Source organism: Naasia sp. SYSU D00057 (genome assembly GCF_017916505.1).
Lineage (GTDB): Bacteria > Actinomycetota > Actinomycetes > Actinomycetales > Microbacteriaceae > Naasia.
On the sequence record NZ_JAFMSZ010000001.1, the window covers coordinates 133197 to 154498 of the forward strand.

The 21302-nt window shown below is 71.0% G+C and carries 20 protein-coding genes; 18 read left to right on the forward strand and 2 right to left on the reverse strand.

The window, feature by feature from the left end:
* Positions 1 to 24: 24 nt before the first annotated feature.
* The 10 genes from murC (at position 25) to dnaE (ending at position 11412) form a co-directional block, all read left to right on the forward strand.
* Positions 25 to 1431 (forward strand): UDP-N-acetylmuramate--L-alanine ligase, encoded by a 1407-nt coding sequence (murC, locus tag J3P36_RS00625; RefSeq protein WP_210505335.1) that lies wholly within the window; start codon positions 25 to 27, stop codon positions 1429 to 1431.
* Positions 1428 to 2309 (forward strand): FtsQ-type POTRA domain-containing protein, encoded by an 882-nt coding sequence (locus J3P36_RS00630; protein ID WP_210505336.1) that lies wholly within the window; start codon positions 1428 to 1430, stop codon positions 2307 to 2309. Before murC ends, J3P36_RS00630 begins: the two co-directional genes overlap by 4 nt.
* Before the next feature lie 156 nt (positions 2310 to 2465).
* Positions 2466 to 3641, forward strand: coding sequence for a cell division protein FtsZ (gene ftsZ / locus J3P36_RS00635; RefSeq protein WP_210506533.1), 1176 nt, complete (start codon positions 2466 to 2468; stop codon positions 3639 to 3641).
* Positions 3638 to 4333 (forward strand): YggS family pyridoxal phosphate-dependent enzyme, encoded by a 696-nt coding sequence (locus J3P36_RS00640; protein ID WP_210505337.1) that lies wholly within the window; start codon positions 3638 to 3640, stop codon positions 4331 to 4333. Before ftsZ ends, J3P36_RS00640 begins: the two co-directional genes overlap by 4 nt.
* A gap of 34 nt (positions 4334 to 4367) precedes the next feature.
* Complete coding sequence (locus J3P36_RS00645; RefSeq protein ID WP_210505338.1) at positions 4368 to 4829, forward strand: cell division protein SepF; 462 nt, start codon at positions 4368 to 4370, stop codon at positions 4827 to 4829.
* A 186-nt stretch (positions 4830 to 5015) separates the two neighbouring features.
* Complete coding sequence (locus J3P36_RS00650) at positions 5016 to 5327, forward strand: YggT family protein (protein ID WP_307806901.1); 312 nt, start codon at positions 5016 to 5018, stop codon at positions 5325 to 5327.
* 125 nt (positions 5328 to 5452) lie between these two features.
* Positions 5453 to 6142: a DivIVA domain-containing protein gene (locus J3P36_RS00655; RefSeq protein ID WP_210505340.1), complete on the forward strand. Its 690-nt coding sequence runs from the start codon at positions 5453 to 5455 to the stop codon at positions 6140 to 6142.
* Positions 6129 to 6743 carry a signal peptidase II gene (lspA, locus tag J3P36_RS00660; protein WP_374100697.1) on the forward strand — a complete coding sequence of 205 codons (615 nt, stop codon included), beginning with the start codon at positions 6129 to 6131 and terminating at the stop codon, positions 6741 to 6743. The genes J3P36_RS00655 and lspA overlap by 14 nt, the downstream gene beginning before the upstream one ends.
* Positions 6736 to 7659 (forward strand): RluA family pseudouridine synthase, encoded by a 924-nt coding sequence (locus J3P36_RS00665; protein WP_210505341.1) that lies wholly within the window; start codon positions 6736 to 6738, stop codon positions 7657 to 7659. Before lspA ends, J3P36_RS00665 begins: the two co-directional genes overlap by 8 nt.
* Before the next feature lie 294 nt (positions 7660 to 7953).
* Complete coding sequence (gene dnaE / locus J3P36_RS00670) at positions 7954 to 11412, forward strand: DNA polymerase III subunit alpha (RefSeq protein WP_246854199.1); 3459 nt, start codon at positions 7954 to 7956, stop codon at positions 11410 to 11412.
* Positions 11413 to 11448: 36 nt separating this feature from the next.
* Here dnaE and J3P36_RS00675 read toward each other — a convergent pair whose 3' ends face one another.
* A complete protein-coding gene (locus J3P36_RS00675) occupies positions 11449 to 11949 on the reverse strand; it encodes a flavin reductase family protein (protein WP_210505343.1) in 501 nt (166 codons plus the stop codon).
* A gap of 97 nt (positions 11950 to 12046) precedes the next feature.
* On the opposite strand from J3P36_RS00675, the gene hisD reads away from it, so the two are divergent.
* The 4 genes from hisD (at position 12047) to J3P36_RS00695 (ending at position 15876) form a co-directional block, all read left to right on the forward strand.
* Positions 12047 to 13354, forward strand: coding sequence for a histidinol dehydrogenase (hisD, locus tag J3P36_RS00680; protein ID WP_210506535.1), 1308 nt, complete (start codon positions 12047 to 12049; stop codon positions 13352 to 13354).
* A 36-nt stretch (positions 13355 to 13390) separates the two neighbouring features.
* Positions 13391 to 13876 (forward strand): transcriptional regulator NrdR, encoded by a 486-nt coding sequence (gene nrdR / locus J3P36_RS00685; protein ID WP_210505344.1) that lies wholly within the window; start codon positions 13391 to 13393, stop codon positions 13874 to 13876.
* Positions 13877 to 13962: 86 nt separating this feature from the next.
* A complete protein-coding gene (locus tag J3P36_RS00690; RefSeq protein ID WP_210505345.1) occupies positions 13963 to 14802 on the forward strand; it encodes an SDR family oxidoreductase in 840 nt (279 codons plus the stop codon).
* Between the two features lie 57 nt (positions 14803 to 14859).
* On the forward strand, positions 14860 to 15876 hold the full coding sequence (locus J3P36_RS00695; protein ID WP_210505346.1) for a quinone-dependent dihydroorotate dehydrogenase: 1017 nt from the start codon (positions 14860 to 14862) through the stop codon (positions 15874 to 15876).
* Positions 15877 to 15955: 79 nt separating this feature from the next.
* On the opposite strand, the gene J3P36_RS00700 is transcribed toward J3P36_RS00695, so the two are convergent.
* Complete coding sequence (locus J3P36_RS00700; protein ID WP_210505347.1) at positions 15956 to 16528, reverse strand: DUF3043 domain-containing protein; 573 nt, start codon at positions 16526 to 16528, stop codon at positions 15956 to 15958.
* Positions 16529 to 16567: 39 nt separating this feature from the next.
* On the opposite strand from J3P36_RS00700, the gene J3P36_RS00705 reads away from it, so the two are divergent.
* The 4 genes from J3P36_RS00705 (at position 16568) to ctaD (ending at position 21302) form a co-directional block, all read left to right on the forward strand.
* Positions 16568 to 17983, forward strand: coding sequence for a M20/M25/M40 family metallo-hydrolase (locus J3P36_RS00705; RefSeq protein WP_210505348.1), 1416 nt, complete (start codon positions 16568 to 16570; stop codon positions 17981 to 17983).
* A 64-nt stretch (positions 17984 to 18047) separates the two neighbouring features.
* Entirely contained in the window at positions 18048 to 18413 is a 366-nt protein-coding gene (locus J3P36_RS00710; protein ID WP_210505349.1) for an iron-sulfur cluster assembly accessory protein, read from the forward strand.
* A 245-nt stretch (positions 18414 to 18658) separates the two neighbouring features.
* Positions 18659 to 19552, forward strand: coding sequence for a cytochrome c oxidase subunit II (gene coxB / locus J3P36_RS00715; protein WP_210505350.1), 894 nt, complete (start codon positions 18659 to 18661; stop codon positions 19550 to 19552).
* A 4-nt stretch (positions 19553 to 19556) separates the two neighbouring features.
* Positions 19557 to 21302, forward strand: coding sequence for a cytochrome c oxidase subunit I (ctaD, locus tag J3P36_RS00720; RefSeq protein WP_210505351.1), 1746 nt, complete (start codon positions 19557 to 19559; stop codon positions 21300 to 21302).

Below are 21302 nucleotides of genomic sequence, written 5' to 3' on the forward strand. Positions count from 1 at the left end.
CCGGAAGGCTCGTACCCTGGAAGCGTGCCGCTCAAGCCTGACCTCACCCTGCCCATCCCCGACGATCTCGGGGCGGTCCACTTCGTGGGGATCGGCGGCTCCGGGATGAGCGGGATCGCCGCCATGATGCTGAAGGCCGGGCTGAAGGTGTCCGGCTCGGACCGCAGCGAGGGCCCCTACCTGCCGCCGCTGCGCGAGGCCGGCGCCAGGATCTCCGTCGGGCACGCCGCCGAGAACGTCGGCGACGCCGACACCCTCGTGGTGACCAGCGCGCTCTGGCAGGACAACCCCGAGTACCAGTACGCGCTCGCACACGGCATCCCCGTCCTGCACCGCTCGCAGGCGCTCGCCTGGCTGACCCGCGGCAAGCGCGTCGTGTCGGTCGCCGGCGCGCACGGCAAGACGACCTCCACCGGCATGCTCGTCACCGCGCTGCTCGAGCTCGGCGCCGACCCCAGCTACGTCAACGGCGGCGTCATCTCCTCCCTCGGCCGCAGCTCCGCCGCCGGCTCCGGCGACCTCTTCGTGCTCGAGGCGGACGAGTCGGACGGCTCGTTCCTGCTCTACGACACCGCGGTCGCGCTCATCACCAACGTCGACGCCGACCACCTCGACCACTACGGCAGCCACGCCGCCTTCGACGAGGCCTTCGCCTCCTTCGCGCGCCGCGCCTCCGAGTTCGTCGCCATCTCCGCCGACGACCCCGGCGCCCAGCGCGTCGCGGCCCTCATCCCGGACACCCGCACCGTCACCTTCGGCGAGAGCGAGGGCGCCGACGTGCGCCTCACCGAGGTCACGACCGAGGGGCCCGTCAGCGGCGTGATCACCTGGCAGGGGAAGGAGCACCCGCTCCGCCTGCAGGTGCTCGGCCGCCACAACGCGCTCAACGCCGCCGGCGCCTTCGCCGTGCTCACCGGGCTCGGCTTCGATCCCGCCGACGTCGTCGTGGCGCTCGGCCGCTTCGGCGGCACCAAGCGCCGCTTCGAGCTCAAGGGCACCGTCCACGGCGTGCGCGTGTACGACGACTACGCACACCACCCCTCGGAGGTCGCCGCCGCCCTCGCCGCCGCCCGGACCGGGGCGGGGGAGGGGCGGATCATCGCCATCCACCAGCCGCACCTCTACAGCCGCACGCAGCTGATGGCCCCGCGATTCGCCGAGGCCTACGAGCGCCTCGCCGACTACACCGTCGTCCTCGACGTCGACGGCGCCCGCGAGGACCCGGTGCCCGGCGTGACCGGCGCGCTCGTCTCCGACGCCTTCACCGACCAGGAGAAGGTCGCCTACCTGCCGGACTGGCAGCAGGCCGCTGACCGCGTCGCCGAGGTGGCCCGCGAGGGCGACATCGTGATGACCCTCAGCTGCGGCGACGTGTACCGGATCATCCCGCAGGTCCTCGAGGCCCTCGACGGCCGGGCGAACGCCGGGTGAAGCGCCCCGTCGGATTCGACGCGCCGCCGCCCCCGGCGGGGGAGCGGAAGCCGCCGCGCGAGCCGGGGGAGCCCCGGACCCGCCGTCCGCCGCGCTCGGCGGAGCCCACCGATGTGCGCTCTGCGGCGCGGCTGCTGCGCCAGGCCAGCAGGGACCGCCGGCGCGCCGAGAAGGCGGAGGTGCGGCGGTTCACGAGGCACAGCCGCCGGCGCCGCATCGCCGTGCTCACCGCGCTGGCCGTCGTCGCCGGCCTCGCCGGCATCATCGTCCTCGGCGCGTTCTCGCCGCTGTTCGCCCTGCGCACCATCGAGGTGCAGGGCGCGTCCCGCGTCGACGCGGCCCAGGTGACCGATGCGCTCTCCGGCGAGCTGGGCACCCCTCTGCCGCTCGTCGACGCGGGTGAGGTGCGCTCCGCCCTCGCCGAGTTCCCGCTCATCGAGAGCTACACCACCGAGAGCCGGCCGCCCGGCACGCTCGTGGTGCGCATCGTCGAGCGGACGCCCGTCGCCGTCCTCGCGACGAACCGGGGCTTCGAGCTCGTCGACTCGGCCGGCGTGCCGCTCGAGCGGGCGGACGAGCGCATCGCCGGATTCCCGATCGTCGACCTGCAGGGCAAGACGGTCGACGACGTCCCCTTCACGGCGGCCGCCGAGGTGCTCGTGGCGCTGCCGGACGAGCTCCGTGCCCAGGTGGACACCATCACCGCACGCACTCTCGACGACGTGTCGCTCGTCCTCGCCGGCGGGGAGCGCGTCGTCTGGGGGAGCGCGGCGGACTCGGTGCGCAAGGCACAGCACCTCACCGCGCTGCTGCAGCAGGCGCCGACCGACGTGACCGAGTACGACGTCTCCTCGCCCGGCGTGGGAATCCTCCGCTGACCCTGGGAATCCGGTCAGACGCGGGCGACACGCGGCCCGCCTCCCGGACCCGACCGGTCCCGCGCGTACCGTCGAGCGCAGAAGAACTGCTTATCAGGCAGGACTTTAACCCTCAACAACACGTTTAAGCAATACCCATACCCGGTGGAGGACCCAGTGACCAACAACCAGAACTACCTGGCAGTTATCAAGGTCGTGGGCGTCGGTGGGGGCGGCGTCAACGCGGTGAACCGGATGATCGAGCTCGGGCTTCGCGGCGTCGAGTTCGTGGCCATCAACACCGACGCGCAGGCCCTCCTTCTCAGCGACGCCGACGTCAAGCTCGATGTGGGCCGTGAGCTCACCCGCGGCCTCGGCGCCGGCGCCGACCCCGAGGTCGGCCGCCGCGCGGCGGAGGACCACGCCGAGGAGATCGAGGAGGCGCTCGCGGGCGCCGACATGGTCTTCGTCACGGCCGGCGAGGGCGGCGGCACCGGCACCGGCGGCGCTCCCGTCGTGGCCCGCATCGCGAAGTCGATCGGCGCCCTCACCATCGGTGTCGTCACCAAGCCCTTCAGCTTCGAGGGCAAGCGCCGCCAGGCCCAGGCGGAGCGCGGCGTCGAGGCGCTGAAGAACGAGGTCGACACCCTCATCGTCGTCCCCAACGACCGGCTGCTCGAGATCAGCGACCGCGGCATCAGCATCATGGAGGCCTTCCAGACGGCCGACCAGGTGCTCCTCGCCGGTGTCCAGGGCATCACCGACCTGATCACCACCCCCGGCCTCATCAACCTCGACTTCGCGGACGTGAAGAGCGTCATGCAGGGCGCGGGCTCCGCGCTCATGGGCATCGGCTCGGCGCGGGGCGCCGACCGCGCGATCAAGGCGGCCGAGCTGGCCGTCGCGTCGCCGCTGCTCGAGGCGAGCATCGACGGCGCCCACGGCGTCCTGCTCTCCATCCAGGGCGGCTCGAACCTCGGCATCTTCGAGATCAACGACGCGGCGAAGCTCGTGCAGGAGGCCGTGCACCCGGAGGCGAACATCATCTTCGGTGCGGTCATCGACGACACCCTCGGCGACGAGGTGCGCGTCACCGTCATCGCCGCGGGCTTCGACGGCGGCGAGCCGAACCCGCACCGCGAGAACCGGCGCAGCAACTTCGTCGACGCCGCGATCCCGGCCGCGGTGGGCGTCGGAGTCGGCGCCGCCGTCCCCAGCGTCTCGGAGGGCGCGACCGGCTCCCAGGAGTGGGCCGCGGTCGCCGAGGTGACCACGCTCACCCAGACGACGGACCTCGACCACGGCTACGACGAGGACGACGACGACCTGGACATCCCCGACTTCCTCAAGTGAGCCCCGACCTCGGCGAACGCCTCGCCGCCATCCGCGATCGGGTGGCGGCGGCGGCGCGCCGCAGCGGGCGGGAGCCGGCGGCGATCACCACCATCGTCGTCACGAAGTTCCAGCCGGTCGAGCTCGTGCGCGAGCTGCGCGAGCTCGGCGTCACGGACTTCGGCGAGAACCGGCACCAGGAGGCCCGTGAGAAGGCCGCCCTGGTCCCGGACGTGCACTGGCACTTCGTGGGCCAGCTGCAGGGCAAGAAGGCCCGTCAGGTGCGGGCCTACGCGTCCGTGATCCACTCCATCGACCGGGTGTCGCTCGTCGACACTCTCGACAGCCCCGGGGAGTCGGCCGACTCCTCCGCGGCACCCCCGACCGTCGACGTCTTCGCCCAGGTGAACCTCACCGACGACCCGGGACGCGGGGGAGCGGCCCCCGCCGACCTCCCCGCCCTGGTGGAGCGCATCGAGGCCGCCCCCGGCCTGCGTCTCCTCGGTGTGATGGCCGTCGCTCCGCTCGGCGAGGAGCCGCGCGCGGCCTTCGCCCGGCTGCGCGGCATCGCCGACGAGGTGCGCCGCATCGCCCCCGGCGCGACCCGGATCTCCGCCGGGATGTCGGCGGATTTCGAGGACGCGATCGCCGAAGGGGCGACACACCTCCGCATCGGCACGGCAATCACGGGCTCGCGCCCCGACCGCGCTTAATCTCAGACAGAAGCCACCCCCGGAAAGGTTCGTCATGACAAATCCGATCCGCAACGCGATGGTCTACCTCGGCCTCGCGGACGAGCAGGAGGACTACGAGGCGCCCGACGCGCCCGCGTCCCCCACCCAGCACGCCGCCCCCGCTGCGCCCGCCCCCGCGCGCGCCACGGTCACCGCGCTCCCGCGCCGCTCCGCCGTCCGGAGCGCCGCCCCGAGCGACATGAACGAGATCCTCACCGTTCACCCCCGCCAGTACAAGGACGCGCAGGCGATCGCGGAGAGCTTCCGCGAGGGCGTGCCGGTCATCATCAACCTCTCGCAGATGAGCGAGGCGGACGCCCGTCGCCTCATCGACTTCGCGAGCGGCCTCTCGCAGGGCCTCTACGGCAAGATCGAGCGCGTCACCAACAAGGTGTTCCTGCTCTCGCCGGCGCACGTCGCCGTCTCCGGTGAGACCACGACGGCCGACGAGACGCACGCCGAGTTCACGGGCTGAGTCCTCGCAGTCCGCTGACGCGTCCCGGTGCCGCCCTTCGGCGCCCGGGGCGCGTCGCCGTGTGCGGCCGGCGTTCGCCGCTCACCGCACCGAGGATGCCGATCCGCCCGCGCAATTCCCGGCCGCGTCGACGAAGCCGCCGGGATGGCGGTCGGCGGCGGCCCCGCGCCCTGGGAGAATGATCCGGTGACCTTCAGCCTGCTGGCCATCCTCGGACTCGTCCTGTACTTCGCGCTCCTCATCTACTTCTTCGTGATGTGGGCCCGCTTCGTGCTCGACCTCGTCCAGTCCGTGTCGCGCAGCTGGCGCCCCCGCGGAGCCGTCCTCGTGCTCGCCGAGGTCAGCTACACGGTCACCGACCCGCCCATCCGCTTCTTCCGCCGGCTCATCCCGCCGCTGCGGATCGGTCCCGTCGCGCTCGACTTCGGCTGGAGCATCACGATGCTCCTCGTGCTCATCGGCATGTACGTCGCGTCCAGCCTGTCGCGCTTCGGCTGATCCCCGCTCCGGCTATCGTGATCTTGCGAAACGTGTCCCTCGTTCGGGGCTGATCCCCTCGATCGCCGCTAGCGTGGACACGTTCCCCTCAACCGTTCCCAGAGTTCCCTCGAAGGTGGCACAGCATGGCCCTCACCCCCGAAGACGTCGTCAACAAAAGGTTCCAGCCGACCAAGTTCCGGGAGGGCTACGACCAGGACGAGGTCGACGACTTCCTCGATGAGGTCGTGGTGGAGCTGCGCCGTCTCGGCCAGGAGAACGAGGACCTCCGCCAGCGCCTGATCGCGAGCGAGTCGCGCATCGCCGAGCTGCAGCGCAGCGGCGGCGGCGTGTCCGCGGCTCCCGCCCCCGCTCCGGCCCCGGCCGCCGAGCAGGCGCCGGCCCCGCAGCCGCAGCCGCAGGGACTGTCGTACCCGTCGGCGGCGACCGTCGACGCCAGCGCGATCGACCCCTCGAACACCAACAACCTCCTCCAGCTGGCGCGCCGCCTGCACGAGGAGCACGTCCGCGAGGGCATCGAGAAGCGCGACGCGCTCATCGCCGAGGGCCACGCCACCGCAGCGCGCGTCGTGGCCGAGGCCGAGGCGAAGCAGCGCTCCCAGATCTCGTCGCTCGACCAGGAGCGCGCGCTCCTCGAGCACCGCATCGACGAGCTCCGCACCTTCGAGCGGGAGTACCGCCAGAAGCTGAAGGGCTACATCGAGGGCCAGCTCCGCGAGCTCGACGCGTCGAACATCGTGAGCAACGGCACCGGCAACTACGGCAACCTCAACGCGAGCCAGCCGCAGGCGTTCCAGGCCTTTGGCGGCGTCTGACCGAGAAGCAGGGGGGCCCGCCGACGGCATTGCCGGCGGCGGGCCGCTTCCTGTTCCGGGGCGCCCGCGCGTCAGCGCGCGTGCCCTCGCACTGCTCGCCGCGGTCGCGGTGGTCGTCTTCGCCGCCGACCAGCTGTCGAAGCTGTGGGTGGTCACGAACCTCACCCCGTTCGAGTCGGTGCCCGTGCTCGGCGAGGTCCTGCAGTTCTACTTCGTGAGGAACCCCGGCGCGGCGTTCTCGCTCGCGAGCGGATCCACCTGGATCTTCTCGATCATCGCCGCAACCGTCACCGTCTTCATCATCTGGTTCGCCAGGCGGATCCGCTCCCGCGGCTGGGCCGTGCTCTTCGGCATGCTGCTCGGCGGCACTCTCGGCAACCTCACCGACCGGCTCTTCCGCGAGCCCGGTTTCGGGGTCGGCCACGTCGTCGACTTCCTGTCGGTGTGGGGCTTCCCCGCGATCTTCAACCTCGCCGACGTCGCCATCGTCTCGAGCATGGGGCTGTTCCTGCTGCTCACCCTGCGCGGCACAGGACTCGACGGCTCCCGCTCGCCGCGCCATCCCGCGGGCTCGGAGAGCACCCCCGAGATCAATGGCTGAGAGCAGGAGTCTTCCGGTCCCGGACGGCCTCGACGGCGAGCGCGTCGACGCCGCTCTCGCGAAGCTGCTGGGCTTCTCCCGCACAGCGGCCGCCGACATCGCGCGCGCCGGCGGCGTCCGCCTCGACGGACGGGTCCTCGACAAGTCGGACCGCCTCTCCGCCGGCGGCTGGCTCGAGGTGGAGTGGGAGGACCGCGCCCCGGTCGCGATCGAGCCGATCGCGGTCCCGGAGCTCGGGATCATCCACGACGACGACGATCTCGTGGTGGTCGACAAGCCGGTCGGGGTCGCGGCGCATCCGTCGCCCGGGTGGCAGGGGCCGACCGTCGTCGGCGCCCTCGCGGCTGCCGGCTACCGCATCAGCACCTCGGGTGCGGCCGAGCGGGCGGGCGTCGTCCACCGGCTGGACGCGGGCACGAGCGGGCTGATGGTCGTCGCGAAGAGCGAGCACGCCTACACCGCCCTCAAGCGCGCCTTCAAGGAGCGCGAGGTCGACAAGATCTACCACGCGGTCGTGCAGGGGCATCCGGACCCGCTCGCGGGCACCATCGACGCCCCGATCGGCCGCCACCCGCGCTCCGACTGGAAGTTCGCGGTGACCGCCGAGGGCAAGCCGTCGGTGACCCACTACGAGACGCTGGAGGCGTTCCCGTCGGCGTCGCTGCTCGAGGTGCACCTCGAGACGGGCCGCACGCACCAGATCCGGGTGCACATGGCGGCGCAGCGGCATCCGTGCGTCGGCGACACCATGTACGGCGCCGACCCGGTCCTGTCGGCGCGGCTCGGCCTCACCCGCCAGTGGCTGCACGCCGTCCGCCTCGGCTTCCGCCACCCGTCGACCGGCCAGCCGGTCGAGTTCGAGAGCGGCTACCCCGCCGACCTGCAGCGCGCGCTCGACGTCCTCGACGCCGCGTAGCCGCCGTTCCGCGGGTCGTGCGGACAAACGCGGCTGGTAGACCGTCGCAAGTTGTCCGCATGACCCGCGGAAGCGCGTGTTGCAGCCGTGCGAGCGTCGGGTCCCGGCTCGCTTCACCCGTCCGGTGCGTCGCCGACGCGGTGTCGGCGGGCCTGCTTAGACTGCTGGCACCCCGCCCCGTGAAGCCCTTCGCCCACCCGGCAGCGCTTCCCTGAACACCCCCGGAAGGCAGGCAGCTTCGTGGCGTCCGAGAAAGACTCCTTCGTCCATCTGCACGTGCACAGCGAGTACTCGATGCTCGACGGCGCCGCGCGGGTGAAGCCGCTCATCGACGCGGCGGTGGAGCAGGGGATGCCGGCGGTGGCGGTCACCGACCACGGCAACGTCTTCGGAGCCTTCGACTTCTGGCGCACGGCGACCGCGGCGGGCATCAAGCCGATCATCGGCACCGAGGCCTACCTGACGCCCGGAACGCACCGCGGCGACAAGACCCGCGTGCGGTGGGGCAACGGCGGCGAGGACGACGTGTCGGGCGCCGGCGCGTACACGCACATGACGCTGCTCTCGTCGACGACGGAGGGCATGCACAACCTGTTCCGGCTGTCGTCGAAGGCCTCGATCGAGGGCTACTACTTCAAGCCGCGCATGGACCGCGAGCTGCTGTCGACCTACGGCAAGGGCCTCATCGCCACCACGGGCTGCCCGAGCGGCGAGGTGCAGACTCGCCTGCGCCTCGGCCAGTACGAGGAGGCGCGCCAGGCCGCCGCCGACTACCGCGACATCTTCGGCAAGGAGAACTTCTTCGCCGAGATCATGGACCACGGCCTCGGCATCGAGCGCCGCGTCATGGGTGACGTCATCCGGCTCGCGAAGGACCTCGGGCTGCCCCTCGTCGCCACGAACGACCTGCACTACACGCACGCCCACGATTCGACGAGCCACGCGGCGCTGCTCTGCGTGCAGTCCGGTTCGACGCTCGACGATCCCAACCGGTTCAAGTTCGACGCCGACGAGTTCTACCTCAAGTCCGCCTCGCAGATGCGCCAGCTGTTCCGCGACTACCCGGAGGCGTGCGACAACACGCTGCTCATCGCCGAGCGCTGCGACGTCCAGTTCAACGAGGACGCCAACTACATGCCCCGGTTCCCGGTCCCCGAGGGGGAGACCGAGGCGACCTGGCTCGTCAAGGAGGTCGAGAAGGGCCTGAAGTACCGGTACCCGAACGGGATCCCGGACGAGGTGCGGCAGCGCGCCGACTACGAGGTCGGCGTCATCACGCAGATGGGCTTCCCCGGCTACTTCCTCGTCGTCGCCGACTTCATCAACTGGAGCAAGAACCACGGCATCCGAGTCGGCCCCGGCCGCGGATCCGGCGCCGGCTCGATGGTGGCCTACGCCATGCGGATCACCGACCTCGACCCGCTGCAGCACGGCCTCATCTTCGAGCGCTTCCTCAACCCCGACCGCGTCTCCATGCCCGACTTCGATGTGGACTTCGACGAGCGCCGGCGCGGTGAGGTCATCAAGTACGTCACCGACAAGTACGGCGACGACCGCGTGGCTCAGATCGTGACCTACGGCACGATCAAGGCGAAGCAGGCCCTGAAGGACAGCTCGCGCGTGCTCGGCTTCCCCTTCGGCATGGGGGAGAAGCTCACCAAGGCGATGCCGCCCGGGATCATGGGCAAGGACATCCCGCTCACCGGCATCGTCGACCCCTCCCACGAGCGGTACAAGGAGGCGGCCGACTTCCGCGCGATCCTCGACACGGACGCCGAGGCGAAGACCGTCTTCGAGACCGCGCTCGGGCTCGAGAACCTCAAGCGCCAGTGGGGCGTCCACGCGGCCGGCGTGATCATGTCGAGCGAGCCGCTCATCGACATCATCCCGATCATGCGCCGCGAGCAGGACGGCCAGATCGTCACCCAGTTCGACTATCCGGCCTGCGAGTCGCTCGGCCTGATCAAGATGGACTTCCTGGGGCTCCGGAACCTCACGATCATCGACGACGCCCTCGACAACATCGCGGCGAACCGCGGCCACCGCCCCGAGCTCGAGGAGCTGGCGCTCGACGACGCCGACACCTACGCGCTGCTCGCCCGGGGCGACACGCTCGGCGTCTTCCAGTTCGACGGCGGGCCGATGCGCGCCCTGCTGCGCCTCATGAAGCCCGACAACTTCGAGGACATCTCCGCCGTCGGCGCCCTGTACCGTCCCGGCCCGATGGGCGCGAACTCGCACACCAACTACGCGCTGCGCAAGAACGGCGTGCAGGAGATCGTGCCCATCCACCCCGAGCTGGCGGAGCCGCTCGAGGACGTGCTCGGCACCACCTACGGCCTGATCGTGTATCAGGAGCAGGTCATGTCGATCGCGCAGAAGCTCGCGGGCTACTCGCTCGGCCAGGCCGACCTGCTGCGCCGCGCGATGGGCAAGAAGAAGAAGTCGGAGCTGGACAAGCAGTTCGCGGGCTTCAAGGCCGGCATGAACGAGCGCGGCTACTCCGACGAGGCCGTCAAGACGCTGTGGGACATCCTGCTGCCGTTCTCCGACTACGCCTTCAACAAGGCGCACTCGGCGGCGTACGGCGTGCTCAGCTACTGGACCGCGTACCTCAAGGCGCACTATCCGGCCGAGTACATGGCGGCGCTGCTCACGAGCGTCGGCGACGCCCGCGACAAGCTCGCCGTCTACCTCAACGAGTGCCGCCGAATGAAGATCCGGGTGCTGCCGCCCGACGTCAACGAGTCGATCGGGTTCTTCGCCGCCGTCGGCGAGGACATCCGCTTCGGCCTCGGCGCGGTCCGCAACGTCGGCTTCGCGGTCGTCGAGCAGATCCGGCAGGCCCGCGAGGAGAAGGGCCGCTTCACCTCGTTCCACGACTTCCTCCGCAAGGTGCCGATCGCGGTCGCGAACAAGCGCACCATCGAGTCGCTCATCAAGGCGGGCGCCTTCGACTCGCTCAGCGCGACCCGCCGCGCTCTCCTCGAGATCCACGAGGACGCGGTCGAGGCGGCCGTCTCGATCAAGCGCAATGAGGCGAACGGCCAGGTCGACCTGTTCGGCGGGCTGTTCGACTTCGAGGCCGAGCCCGACAAGGTGCCGGACCGCCCCGAGTGGCCGAAGCGCGACAAGCTGGCGTTCGAGCGCGAGATGCTCGGGCTCTACGTCTCCGACCATCCGCTCGCCGGGCTCGAGATCGAGCTCGCGAAGCACGCGAGCAGCAGCATCGCCGACCTCCTCGGCGACGAGGGCACCGCGGACGGCGAGACGGTGACCGTCGCGGGGCTCGTGACCGAGGTGCAGCACCGGACGGCGCGGAAGTCGGGCAACCAGTACGGCCAGGTCGAGATCGAGGACTTCGGCGGCACGATCACCGTCATGTTCATGGGCAAGGCGTACCAGGAGTTCGCGCCGGCCCTCAGCACGGACACCGTCGTCGTGGTGCGCGGCCGCGTGAGCCAGCGCGAGGACAGCGTCAACCTGCACGCCTACAGCCTGTTCACGCCGGACCTCGGCACCGGGCTCGGCTCCGGGCCGCTGCAGATCACGCTGCCGGACCACCGGGCGACGACCGACACGGTCAAGGCGCTCAACGACGTGCTCATCCGGCACAGCGGCGACACCGAGGTGCGCCTGCGCCTCGTGAAGGGCGACACCGCCCGGGTCTTCGAGGTGCCGTACCGCATCGAGGTGACCGCCGACTTCTACGGCGAGCTCAAGAGCCTGCTCGGCCCCGGCTGCCTCGGCTAGCCGAGCGGCTCGCTGTCGGCCGCGCGTCTCGGGCGATCAGTCCAGGGGGCGCGGGGCGTGGTAGGCGCGCTCGTGGTAGAGCAGCGGGGCGTCGTCCTCGCCGAGGGCGCCCTGCTCGATCTGCACCACCACGACGGCCGCCCCGGCGACGGGCACGCGCTCCACGATGCGGCCGATCATCCAGGCGGTCGCGTCGTCGATGATGGGCAGCCCGAGCGGCCCCTCGCGCCAGTGGTCGCCGTCGAAGCGGGAGACGGCAGGGCCGGAGAGCCGGCGGGCCGCCTCCCGGTTGCGGGCGCCGAGCATCGAGATGGCGACGTGCTCGGAGGCCTCGATGGCGGGCCAGGTGCTCGCGGTCCTCGCCATGTTGAAGGTGGCGAGCGGCGGCACCGCGGCGAGCGAGGCGAGCGAGGTGGCGGTGAAGCCGACGGGGGCGCCCGAGGCGCTGCGCGCGGTCACCACCGCGACGCCGGCGGCGTGCCGGCGGAACGCCTGCTTGAAGGCCGCCAGGTCGTCGGCCGTGAACATCTCCACCATCGCTAGGGCAACTCCTCCCGTCCGTCACCCTATTCCGTGCGCCCCCGTCGCCCGCCTCAGGACGCCCCCCGCGCGGCCGGTAGACTGGCCCGCCGTGATGCAGCTCGTCGATCTCCGCGGCCGTCGGCCCGCCCGCTCCGAGCTGCTGGAGCTCGTCCCGCGCCCCGAGGTGGATCCGGTCCGTGCGTCCGCCGCGGCCGCCGAGCTCGTCGACGCGGTGCGGGAGCGCGGCGAGGACGCCCTCCTCGAGCAGGCGGAGCGCTTCGACGGGGTCCGCCCGCCCGCCGTCCGTGTGCCGGCGCAGGAGATCGCCGCCGCCGTCGACGGCCTTCCGCCGGCCGTGCGCGACGCGCTCGAGACCGCGATCGACCGGGTGCGTCGCGCGAGCGCCGCCCAGGTGCCCGCCGGGAGCACCACCGTGATCGAGGACGGCGCCGAGATCGAGCAGCGCTGGCAGCCGGTCGGCCGCGTGGGCCTCTACGTGCCGGGCGGCAAGGCCGTCTACCCGTCGAGCGTGGTGATGAACGCCGTGCCCGCCCAGGTCGCCGGCGTCGCCTCGCTCGCCGTCGCCTCGCCCCCGCAGTCGGCGTTCGGCGGCCGGGTGCACCCGACGATCCTCGGCGCCGCGGGACTGCTCGGCATCGACGAGGTCTACGCGATGGGGGGTGCCGGCGCGATCGGCGCGCTGGCGTACGGCGTCCGCGGCCTCAGCCTCGAGCCGGTCGACGTGATCACCGGCCCGGGCAACGTGTTCGTCGCCGCTGCGAAGCGCCTGGTGCAGGGCCGCGTCGGCATCGACTCCGAGGCGGGACCGACGGAGATCCTGGTGATCGCCGACGGCTCGGCGGACCCCACGTACGTCGCCGCCGACCTCATCAGCCAGGCGGAGCACGACGAGCTCGCCGCGGCGCTCCTCGTGACCGACTCGCCCGAGCTCGCCGGCGCTGTCGCCGAGCGCCTCCCGGCGATGGCCGACGCCACCCTCTCCGCCGAGCGCGTGCGCACGTCCCTCGCCGGCCGGCAGTCCGCGGTCGTCCTCGTCGACGACCTCGCCGCCGCGGCCGCGTTCAGCAACGCGTACGCGCCCGAGCACCTCGAAATCATCACCGCCGAGCCCGACGCCGTCCTGGCCTCGATCACCGACGCCGGCGTCGTCTTCGTCGGGGCGACGGCGCCCGTCAGCCTCGGCGACTACCTGGCCGGCTCCAACCACGTCCTGCCGACCGGCGGCACCGCACGATTCTCGTCCGGCCTCGGCGCGCACACCTTCCTGCGGCCGCAGCAGATCGTCCGCTACTCGCGGGAGGCGCTCGAGCGCTCCTCGGCGCGGATCGTCGCTCTGGCCGAGGAGGAGGGGCTGCCCGCGCACGGCGAGGCCGTCACGGCGCGCTTCGCCCGCGCCTGACTCCCGCCCAGGTCCGCTCGATAGCCTGGAGGCACCATGCACTGCCCCTTCTGCCGCAACCACGACACCAAGGTCGTCGACTCCCGCGTGAGCGACGACGGGCTCAGCATCCGGCGCCGCCGGCAGTGCCCCAACTGCGGACGCCGCTTCAGCACGACGGAGACCGCGAGCCTCAACGTGATCAAGCGGAACGGCGTGCTCGAGCCGTTCAGTCGCGAGAAGGTCGTCTCCGGCGTGCGCAAGGCATGCCAGGGCCGGCCGGTCACGGACACCGACCTCGCGATGCTCGCCCAGCGGGTGGAGGAGACCATCCGCGCGACCGGGGCTTCCCAGGTGGAGGCGAACGACATCGGGCTCGCGATCCTGCCGCCGCTGCGGGAGCTCGACGAGGTCGCGTACCTCCGCTTCGCGAGCGTCTATCAGGGCTTCGACTCGCTCGACGACTTCGAGGCGGCCATCGCGCTCCTCCGCGTCGAGAACGGCGCGGCGCGCAAGGCGCAGCCGGCCGAGCCCGCGAACTAGGCCGGGCGCGGGGGAGCGTCAACCCCCTGCGCGCCTCCGGTCCTTCCCCGTTGGATGGAAGACGTCCACACAACGGAAGGATCAGCATGAGCGAGCCCGACACCGTCCAGGAGATGCCCGGCACCGAGGGGAAGATGACCCCGAAGGCCGACCACGGCGAGCAGAGCTACGTGGGGCACGGGAAGCTCGAGGGCAAGGTCGCGGTCATCACGGGCGCGGACAGCGGCATCGGCAAGGCCGTCGCCATCGCGTACGCGCGCGAGGGTGCCGACGTCGTCATCAGCTACCTCAGCGAGGACGAGGACGCGAAGGACACGGCCCGCTGGGTGGAGGAGGCGGGACGCAAGGCCGTCCTCGTGCCGGGCGACATCTCCGACCCCGCCCACTGCCGCTCGATCATCGAGACCGCGGTGCGCGAGCTCGGCCGCCTCGACATCCTCGTCAACAACGCGGCGTTCCAGATGAGTCGCAAGAGCCTCGAAGAGGTCCCCGACGAGGAGTGGGACTTCACGATCGCCACCAACCTCAGCGCCTACTTCCACCTGGTGAAGGCCGCGCTTCCCCACCTCAAGGAGGGGGCCGCGATCATCGGGTCCAGCTCGGTGCAGTCGGACATGCCGAGCCCCGAGCTCGCCCCGTACGCGGCGACGAAGGCCGCGATCGCGAGCCTCTCCGCATCGCTCGCGCAGATGCTCGGCGAGCGCGGCATCCGCGTGAACAGCGTGGCGCCCGGCCCGATCTGGACGCCGCTCATCCCGGCGAGCTTCCCGGAGGAGAAGGTGGAGTCGTTCGGCAAGGACGTCCCGCTCGGCCGCCCCGGCCAGCCGGCCGAGCTCGCGCCCGTGTACGTGCTGCTCGCCTCCGACGACGGCAGCTACATCTCCGGCGCCCGCGTCGCGGTGACGGGCGGCAAGCCCATCCTCTGAGGCTCCGCCTCGCGCCGTTCCGCCCGCACCAGGCTGCCCCGGTAGCCTGGTGCGGGCATGTACCCCCTCTTCTTCCGTCTCGTCTTCGTCCGCATGGACCCGGAGCTGGCGCACAAGCTCGCGTTCGCGGTCATCCGCTGGCTTCCCGCGACCGGCCTCGGCGGTCTCGTCGCCCGACTCACCCGGCCCCGCCGAGGACACGAGGTGGAGGCCCTCGGCCTCACCTTCCCCGGGCCGTTCGGTCTCGCCGCCGGCTTCGACAAGGACGCGGAGGCGATCCGCGGCCTCGGCCAGCTCGGCTTCGGGCACATCGAGGTGGGCACCATCACGGCCCGCCCCCAGCACGGCAACCCGCGTCCGCGCCTGTTCCGGCTGCTGCCCGACCGCGGTGTCATCAACCGCATGGGCTTCAACAACGGGGGAGCGGAGGCCGCGGCCGAGCGGCTCCGCCGCCTCCGGGCGCGGCACCGCGACCTGCCCGTCATCGGGATCAACATCGGCAAGAGCCGCGTCGTCGCGGTCGAGGACGCCGTGGACGACTACCGCGTCAGCGCGCGGCTCCTCGCGCCGCTGGCCGACTACCTGGTCGTCAACGTCAGCTCACCGAACACGCCCGGCCTCCGCGGCCTGCAGGAGCTGGACCGGCTGGAGCCGCTGCTGCGCGCCGTGCGCGACGAGGCGGGAGGCGTCCCGCTGCTCGTCAAGATCGCCCCCGATCTCGCGGACGACGAGGTGCGCCACGTCGGCGAGCTCGCCACGCGGCTCGGGCTCGACGGCATCATCGCGACCAACACGACGCTGTCCCGGGACGGGCTCGCGAGCGACCCCGCGAAGGTCGAGGCCGCCGGCGCCGGCGGACTGTCCGGCCGCCCGCTCGCCCGCCGCAGCCTCGAGGTGCTCCGCGTCCTGCGGGACACCGTGCCGGCCGACATGTGCGTGATCTCGGTCGGCGGCGTCGAGACGTCCGCCGACGTCCGGGAGCGCCTCGCTTCGGGCGCCACGCTCGTGCAGGGCTACACGGGCTTCCTCTACCGCGGCCCCCTCTGGGCGCGCCACATCAACCGCGGCCTGTAGGAGGGTCGGCGGCGCATGCCCCGGTGATCGGGAGCGGGCCGCAGGCCCGCGTCTGGAGTGGGTCAGCCGCCCGGCGCGGTCAGGAGGGGTACTGGCCCCGCTTGACCTGGGTCTTCGGGAGGCGGAGGCGGCGGAACTGGAGCGCGCGCATCGCGGCGTACCAGCGCAGGCCGCGCTCAACCTTCGTCGCGCCGAACTTGGCCGCCACCTTCTTGCGGATGATGAAGCCGAGGAGCACCACGTCGAACACCATCAGCAGGATGAAGACGTACATCGAGAGCATCGCGTAGATCTGCACCTCGGTGATCGGGATGAAGGTCGCCACGATGAGCACGAGCATGAACGGCATGAAGAGCTCGCCGATGCTGAACCGGGCGTCCACCCAGTCGCGCACGAAGCGGCGCTGCGGTCCGCGGTCGCGCATCGGGAGGTAGCGCTCCTCGCCGTTCGCCATGCCGATGCGGGCGCGCTCGCGCGACTTCGCGAGGCGAGCGCGCTCCTGGCGGGCCGCCTCCTTGCGGTCGTTCGGCACGAGCGGGCGCTTGCGGGCGGCCTCGCGCTCGCGCCGGGAGGGCGTCGGAGCGCCCTTGCCGACGGCCGGAACCTCGGGCTCGGCGGGCGGAATCTGAGTGGGAGAGCTGTTATCGGGCACGGAAAATCCTCGCTAGCGGTACCGCCTACGATAACCCCTGTGACCTGGAACGGCCTGGACGAACGCCCGCTCGACGCCGCCGACGAGGCAGTCAGGACCGCCGTCTCGGACGGTTTCCCGGCCGCGGTCGCCGAACTCGCCCGGCTGGTCCGCATCCCGTCGGTCTCCTGGGAGGGGTTCGACCCGAAGCACGTCGCCGCCAGCGCGGAAGCGGTCGCCGAGTCGGTCCGCGCCCTCGGGCTGTTCGACGAGGTGCTCGTCACGCGCGGGGCCACCCCGGACGGCGGCACGGGCCAGCCGGCGGTGCTCGCGAAGCGGACCGCGCGCAACGGGCGCCCCACCGTCCTCCTCTATGCGCACCACGACGTGCAGCCGCCCGGCGACCCCGGCCTGTGGGAGTCGTCGCCGTTCGAGCCCACCGTGCGCGGGGATCGGCTGTACGGCCGCGGCGCCTCGGACGACAAGGCCGGCGTCGAGACGCACCTGGCCGCGCTCCGCGCCCTCGTCGAGGCGCTCGGACCCGACCTCGACCTCGGCATCGCGCTGTTCATCGAAGGGGAGGAGGAGTTCGGCTCCCGATCCTTCCCGGCGCTGCTCGCGGAGCACCGGGACCTCCTCGCCGCCGACGTCATCGTCGTCGCCGACTCCGACAACCTGACCACGACGACGCCCGCGCTCACCGTGAGCCTCCGCGGCAACGCGACCTTCAAGCTGAACGTCTCGACCCTCGGTCACGCGCTGCACTCGGGCACCTTCGGCGGCGCCGCGCCGGACGCGATGCTCGCCGCCATCCGCCTCCTCGCGACGCTCTGGACGGAGGACGGCTCCGTCGCCGTCCCCGGCCTCACCTCCTACGAGGGCACCGAGGCCCTGCCGTACGCGGCAGAGGACTTCGCCGCCGAGGCCGCGCCGCTGCCCGGCGTCCAGGCCATCGGGGGCGGCGCCGACCTCAACGCGCAGCGCTGGTTCCGGCCCTCCATCACCGTGACCGGCATCGACGCGCCGAGTGTGATCAACGCCTCGAACACCCTGCTGCCGTCGGTCCGCGTGCGCGTCAGCGTCCGCGTGGCCCCCGGGCAGAGCTCCGCCGACGCGTACCGGGCGGTGGAGGCCCACCTCCGGGCCAACGCCCCGCTCGGCGCGCAGCTCGACTTCGACGACGTCGATCTCGGCGACCCGTTCCTCGTCGACACCTCGGGCTGGGCGTTCGAGGCGGCGGCCGACGCGCTCACCGACGGCTGGGGGAGCCCCGTCGTCCAGCAGGGCGTCGGCGGGTCCATCCCGTTCATCGCCGAGCTCGTGAAGACCTTCCCCGCCGCGCAGATCCTGGTGACCGGCGTCGAGGACCCCGACACCCGCGCCCATTCGCCGAACGAGTCGCAGCACCTCGGCGTCCTCAAGCGGGCCATCGTGAGCGAGGCGCTGCTGCTCGCCCGCCTCGAGCGCCGCGCCTGATCCACCGGCCGTTCTCCCCGGCGCGGCGCGTACAATCGACGCACCGACTCTCCCGGAGGAATCCATGACCGACGTCACCCTGACCGAGAAGCCCGAGCTGTCCACCCACGGCGTCGGCCTCACCGACACCGCCGCGGGCAAGGTCAAGAGCCTCCTCGACCAGGAAGGCCGCGACGACCTGCGCCTGCGCGTCGCCGTCCAGCCCGGCGGATGCTCCGGCCTCATCTACCAGCTCTACTTCGACGAGCGCCTGCTCGACGGCGACACCACGCGCGACTTCGACGGCGTCGAGGTCGTCGTCGACCGCATGAGCGTCCCCTACCTCGACGGCGCCACCATCGACTTCGAGGACACCATCCAGAAGCAGGGCTTCACCATCGACAACCCGAACGCGGCCGGCAGCTGCGCCTGCGGCGACAGCTTCCACTGAGGCCCGAGCCGACGCGCAGCGTCGACAGCGCCGGATCCGCTGTTCGAAGAGCCCCGACTCCCTCGTGAGTCGGGGCTCTTCCGCGTTCGCGGGGGTTCGATACGCGATCGTGATGTGCCTCCCATCGAACCCGCGCCCCGTTCTGGCACCGTTCTTCAGGTGAGCGAGGGCGTCGTGGTCCGGGGGGAGCGGCCCCCCGCTATAGGATTGGGCTTGTTCCCAGTTCCGCATCGCGAGAGGTTCTAGTGCGCTCGAGACGTCGAATCCGCTGGGCGGCAGTACCGCTCGCGACAGTCGTGATCTTCGCCCTTGCGGGTTGTACGCAGGCGCAGCTCCACGGCTTCCTTCCCGGCTTCCAGGAAGGCCAGCCCGCCGTCACGGACAACGCGCAGCGGATCGCGAACCTGTGGGTGGGTTCGTGGGTCGTCCTGCTCGTCGTGGGAGCCATCACCTGGTTCCTCATCATCTTCGCGGCCGTCGCCTACCGCCGCCGCCGCGGCCAGACCGGTCTCCCGGTTCAGCTGCGGTACAACATGCCGATCGAGGCGTTCTACACGGTCGTGCCGCTGATCCTCGTGCTCGGCTTCTTCGCCTTCACCGCGCGTGACCAGGCCGAGATCACCGACCGCGCCGAGGACCCCGACCAGGTCGTCGAGGTCTACGGCAAGCAGTGGGGCTGGGACTTCAACTACCTGACCGAGGACGTCTACACAGCCGGTGTGCAGACGATGCCCGAGTCGCTCGGCGTCGGCGGCACGGGGCTCATCGAGGAGACCGTTCCCGAGCTGGTGCTCCCGGTCGACTCCACCATCGAGTTCCAGGTGCAGAGCCGCGACGTGGCTCACTCGTTCTGGGTGGTCGACTTCCTGCAGAAGATGGACCTCTACCCGCACAAGGTCAACTACATGACCCTGAACACGACCCGCGAGGGCACCTACGCCGGCAAGTGCGCCGAGTTCTGCGGCGACTACCACGCGCAGATGCTCTTCACCGTGAAGGTCGTCTCGCAGGCGGAGTACCAGGACTACGTGCAGTCGCTCCGCGACCAGGGCTTCACCGGCCGCCTCGGACCCGAGTTCGACCGGACCCCCAACCTTCTCGACAACGAAGCTCCCTCCGAAGAGACCGAGGTTCAGTAAGCGGATGACCTCCACCATGAATCGCCCCACGACGGGGCTCCCCGCCGGCCAGGCAGCGGTGTTCAACACCAGCAAGGTCGAGCGCAAGGGGAACGTGATCGTCAGCTGGATCACCTCCACCGACCACAAGACGATCGGGTACATGTACCTGATCACGTCGTTCTTCTACTTCCTCATCGGCGGCGTGATGGCGCTCGTCATCCGTGCGCAGCTCTTCGAGCCGAACCTCGCGATCGTGCCGACGCACGAGCAGTACAACCAGCTGTTCACGATGCACGGCACGATCATGCTGCTGATGTTCGCGACGCCGCTGTTCGCGGGCTTCGCCAACGTGATCATGCCGCTGCAGATCGGCGCGCCGGACGTCGCGTTCCCGCGGCTCAACGCGTTCGCGTACTGGCTCTACAACTTCGGCAGCCTCATCGCGGTCGGCGGGTTCTTCACGCCGCAGGGAGCGGCGAACTTCGGCTGGACCGCGTACACGCCGCTGTCCGACGCGGTCTTCTCGCCCGAGCTCGGCGGAAACCTCTGGGTCTTCGGCCTCGGGCTCTCCGGCTTCTCGACGATCCTCGGCTCGGTCAACTTCGTGACCACGATCATCACGATGCGCGCCCCCGGCATGACGATGTTCCGGATGCCGATCTTCACCTGGAACACGCTCATCACGGCCCTGCTCGTGCTGATCGCGTTCCCGGTGCTCGCGGCGGCGCTGCTCGCCCTCGGTGCGGACCGCGTGTTCGGCGCGCACATCTACGAGCCCGAGCTCGGCGGGTCGATCCTCTGGCAGCACCTGTTCTGGTTCTTCGGGCATCCCGAGGTGTACATCATCGCGCTGCCGTTCTTCGGCATCATCTCCGAGGTGGTGCCGGTGTTCAGCCGGAAGCCGATCTTCGGCTACCGCACGCTCGTCTACGCGACCATCGCGATCGCCGCCCTGTCCGTCACGGTGTGGGCGCACCACATGTACGTGACGGGTCAGGTGCTGCTGCCGTTCTTCGCGCTGATGACGATGCTCATCGCGATCCCGACCGGCGTGAAGATCTTCAACTGGGTCGGCACGATGTGGCGCGGCTCGGTGACGTTCGAGACGCCCATGCTGTGGGTGATCGGCTTCCTCATCACGTTCGTGTTCGGTGGCCTCACCGGCATGATCCTGGCGTCGCCGCCGCTCGACTTCCACGTGTCGGACACGTACTTCGTGGTCGCGCACTTCCACTACGTGGTCTTCGGCACGGTCGTGTTCGCGATGTTCGCCGGCTTCTACTTCTGGTGGCCGAAGTGGACGGGCCAGATGCTCAACGAGCGGCTCGGCAAGATCCACTTCTGGATGCTGTTCATCGGCTTCCACGCGACCTTCCTCGTCCAGCACTGGCTGGGTGTCGTGGCCATGCCTCGCCGGTACTACACGTACCAGCCGGAGGACGGCGTGACGTGGATGAACCAGCTCTCGACCGTCGGGTCGATGCTGCTGGGCGCGTCGATGATTCCGTTCCTCTACAACGTGTGGGTGACGTGGCGCCGGGCCCCCAAGGTGACGGTGAACGACCCGTGGGGCTTCGCCCGGTCGCTCGAGTGGGCCACCTCGTGCCCGCCGCCGCGGCACAACTTCACGTCGATCCCGCGCATCCGCTCGGAGTCCCCGGCGTTCGACCTGCACCACCCGGAGGCGGCCATGCCGTTCGGGCGCGGGCCCGCCAAGGACGCTCCGGAGGCGCCCACGTACGACACGGCAAAGGGAGAGGTGAAGTAG

What these genes read in the sequence shown, in the direction of transcription:
- J3P36_RS00645 (WP_210505338.1), top strand. Translation starts at nt 4,368, where the DNA reads ATGACAAATCCGATCCGCAACGCGATGGTCTACCTCGGCCTCGCGGAC.
- J3P36_RS00710 (WP_210505349.1), top strand. Translation starts at nt 18,048, where the DNA reads ATGACCGACGTCACCCTGACCGAGAAGCCCGAGCTGTCCACCCACGGC.
- J3P36_RS00655 (WP_210505340.1), top strand. Translation starts at nt 5,453, where the DNA reads ATGGCCCTCACCCCCGAAGACGTCGTCAACAAAAGGTTCCAGCCGACC.
- ctaD (WP_210505351.1), top strand. Translation starts at nt 19,557, where the DNA reads ATGACCTCCACCATGAATCGCCCCACGACGGGGCTCCCCGCCGGCCAG.
- J3P36_RS00695 (WP_210505346.1), top strand. Translation starts at nt 14,860, where the DNA reads ATGTACCCCCTCTTCTTCCGTCTCGTCTTCGTCCGCATGGACCCGGAG.
- nrdR (WP_210505344.1), top strand. Translation starts at nt 13,391, where the DNA reads ATGCACTGCCCCTTCTGCCGCAACCACGACACCAAGGTCGTCGACTCC.
- J3P36_RS00665 (WP_210505341.1), top strand. Translation starts at nt 6,736, where the DNA reads ATGGCTGAGAGCAGGAGTCTTCCGGTCCCGGACGGCCTCGACGGCGAG.
- dnaE (WP_246854199.1), top strand. Translation starts at nt 7,954, where the DNA reads ATGCTCGACGGCGCCGCGCGGGTGAAGCCGCTCATCGACGCGGCGGTG.
- J3P36_RS00675 (WP_210505343.1), bottom strand. Translation starts at nt 11,949, where the DNA reads ATGGTGGAGATGTTCACGGCCGACGACCTGGCGGCCTTCAAGCAGGCG.
- J3P36_RS00690 (WP_210505345.1), top strand. Translation starts at nt 13,963, where the DNA reads ATGAGCGAGCCCGACACCGTCCAGGAGATGCCCGGCACCGAGGGGAAG.
- hisD (WP_210506535.1), top strand. Translation starts at nt 12,047, where the DNA reads ATGCAGCTCGTCGATCTCCGCGGCCGTCGGCCCGCCCGCTCCGAGCTG.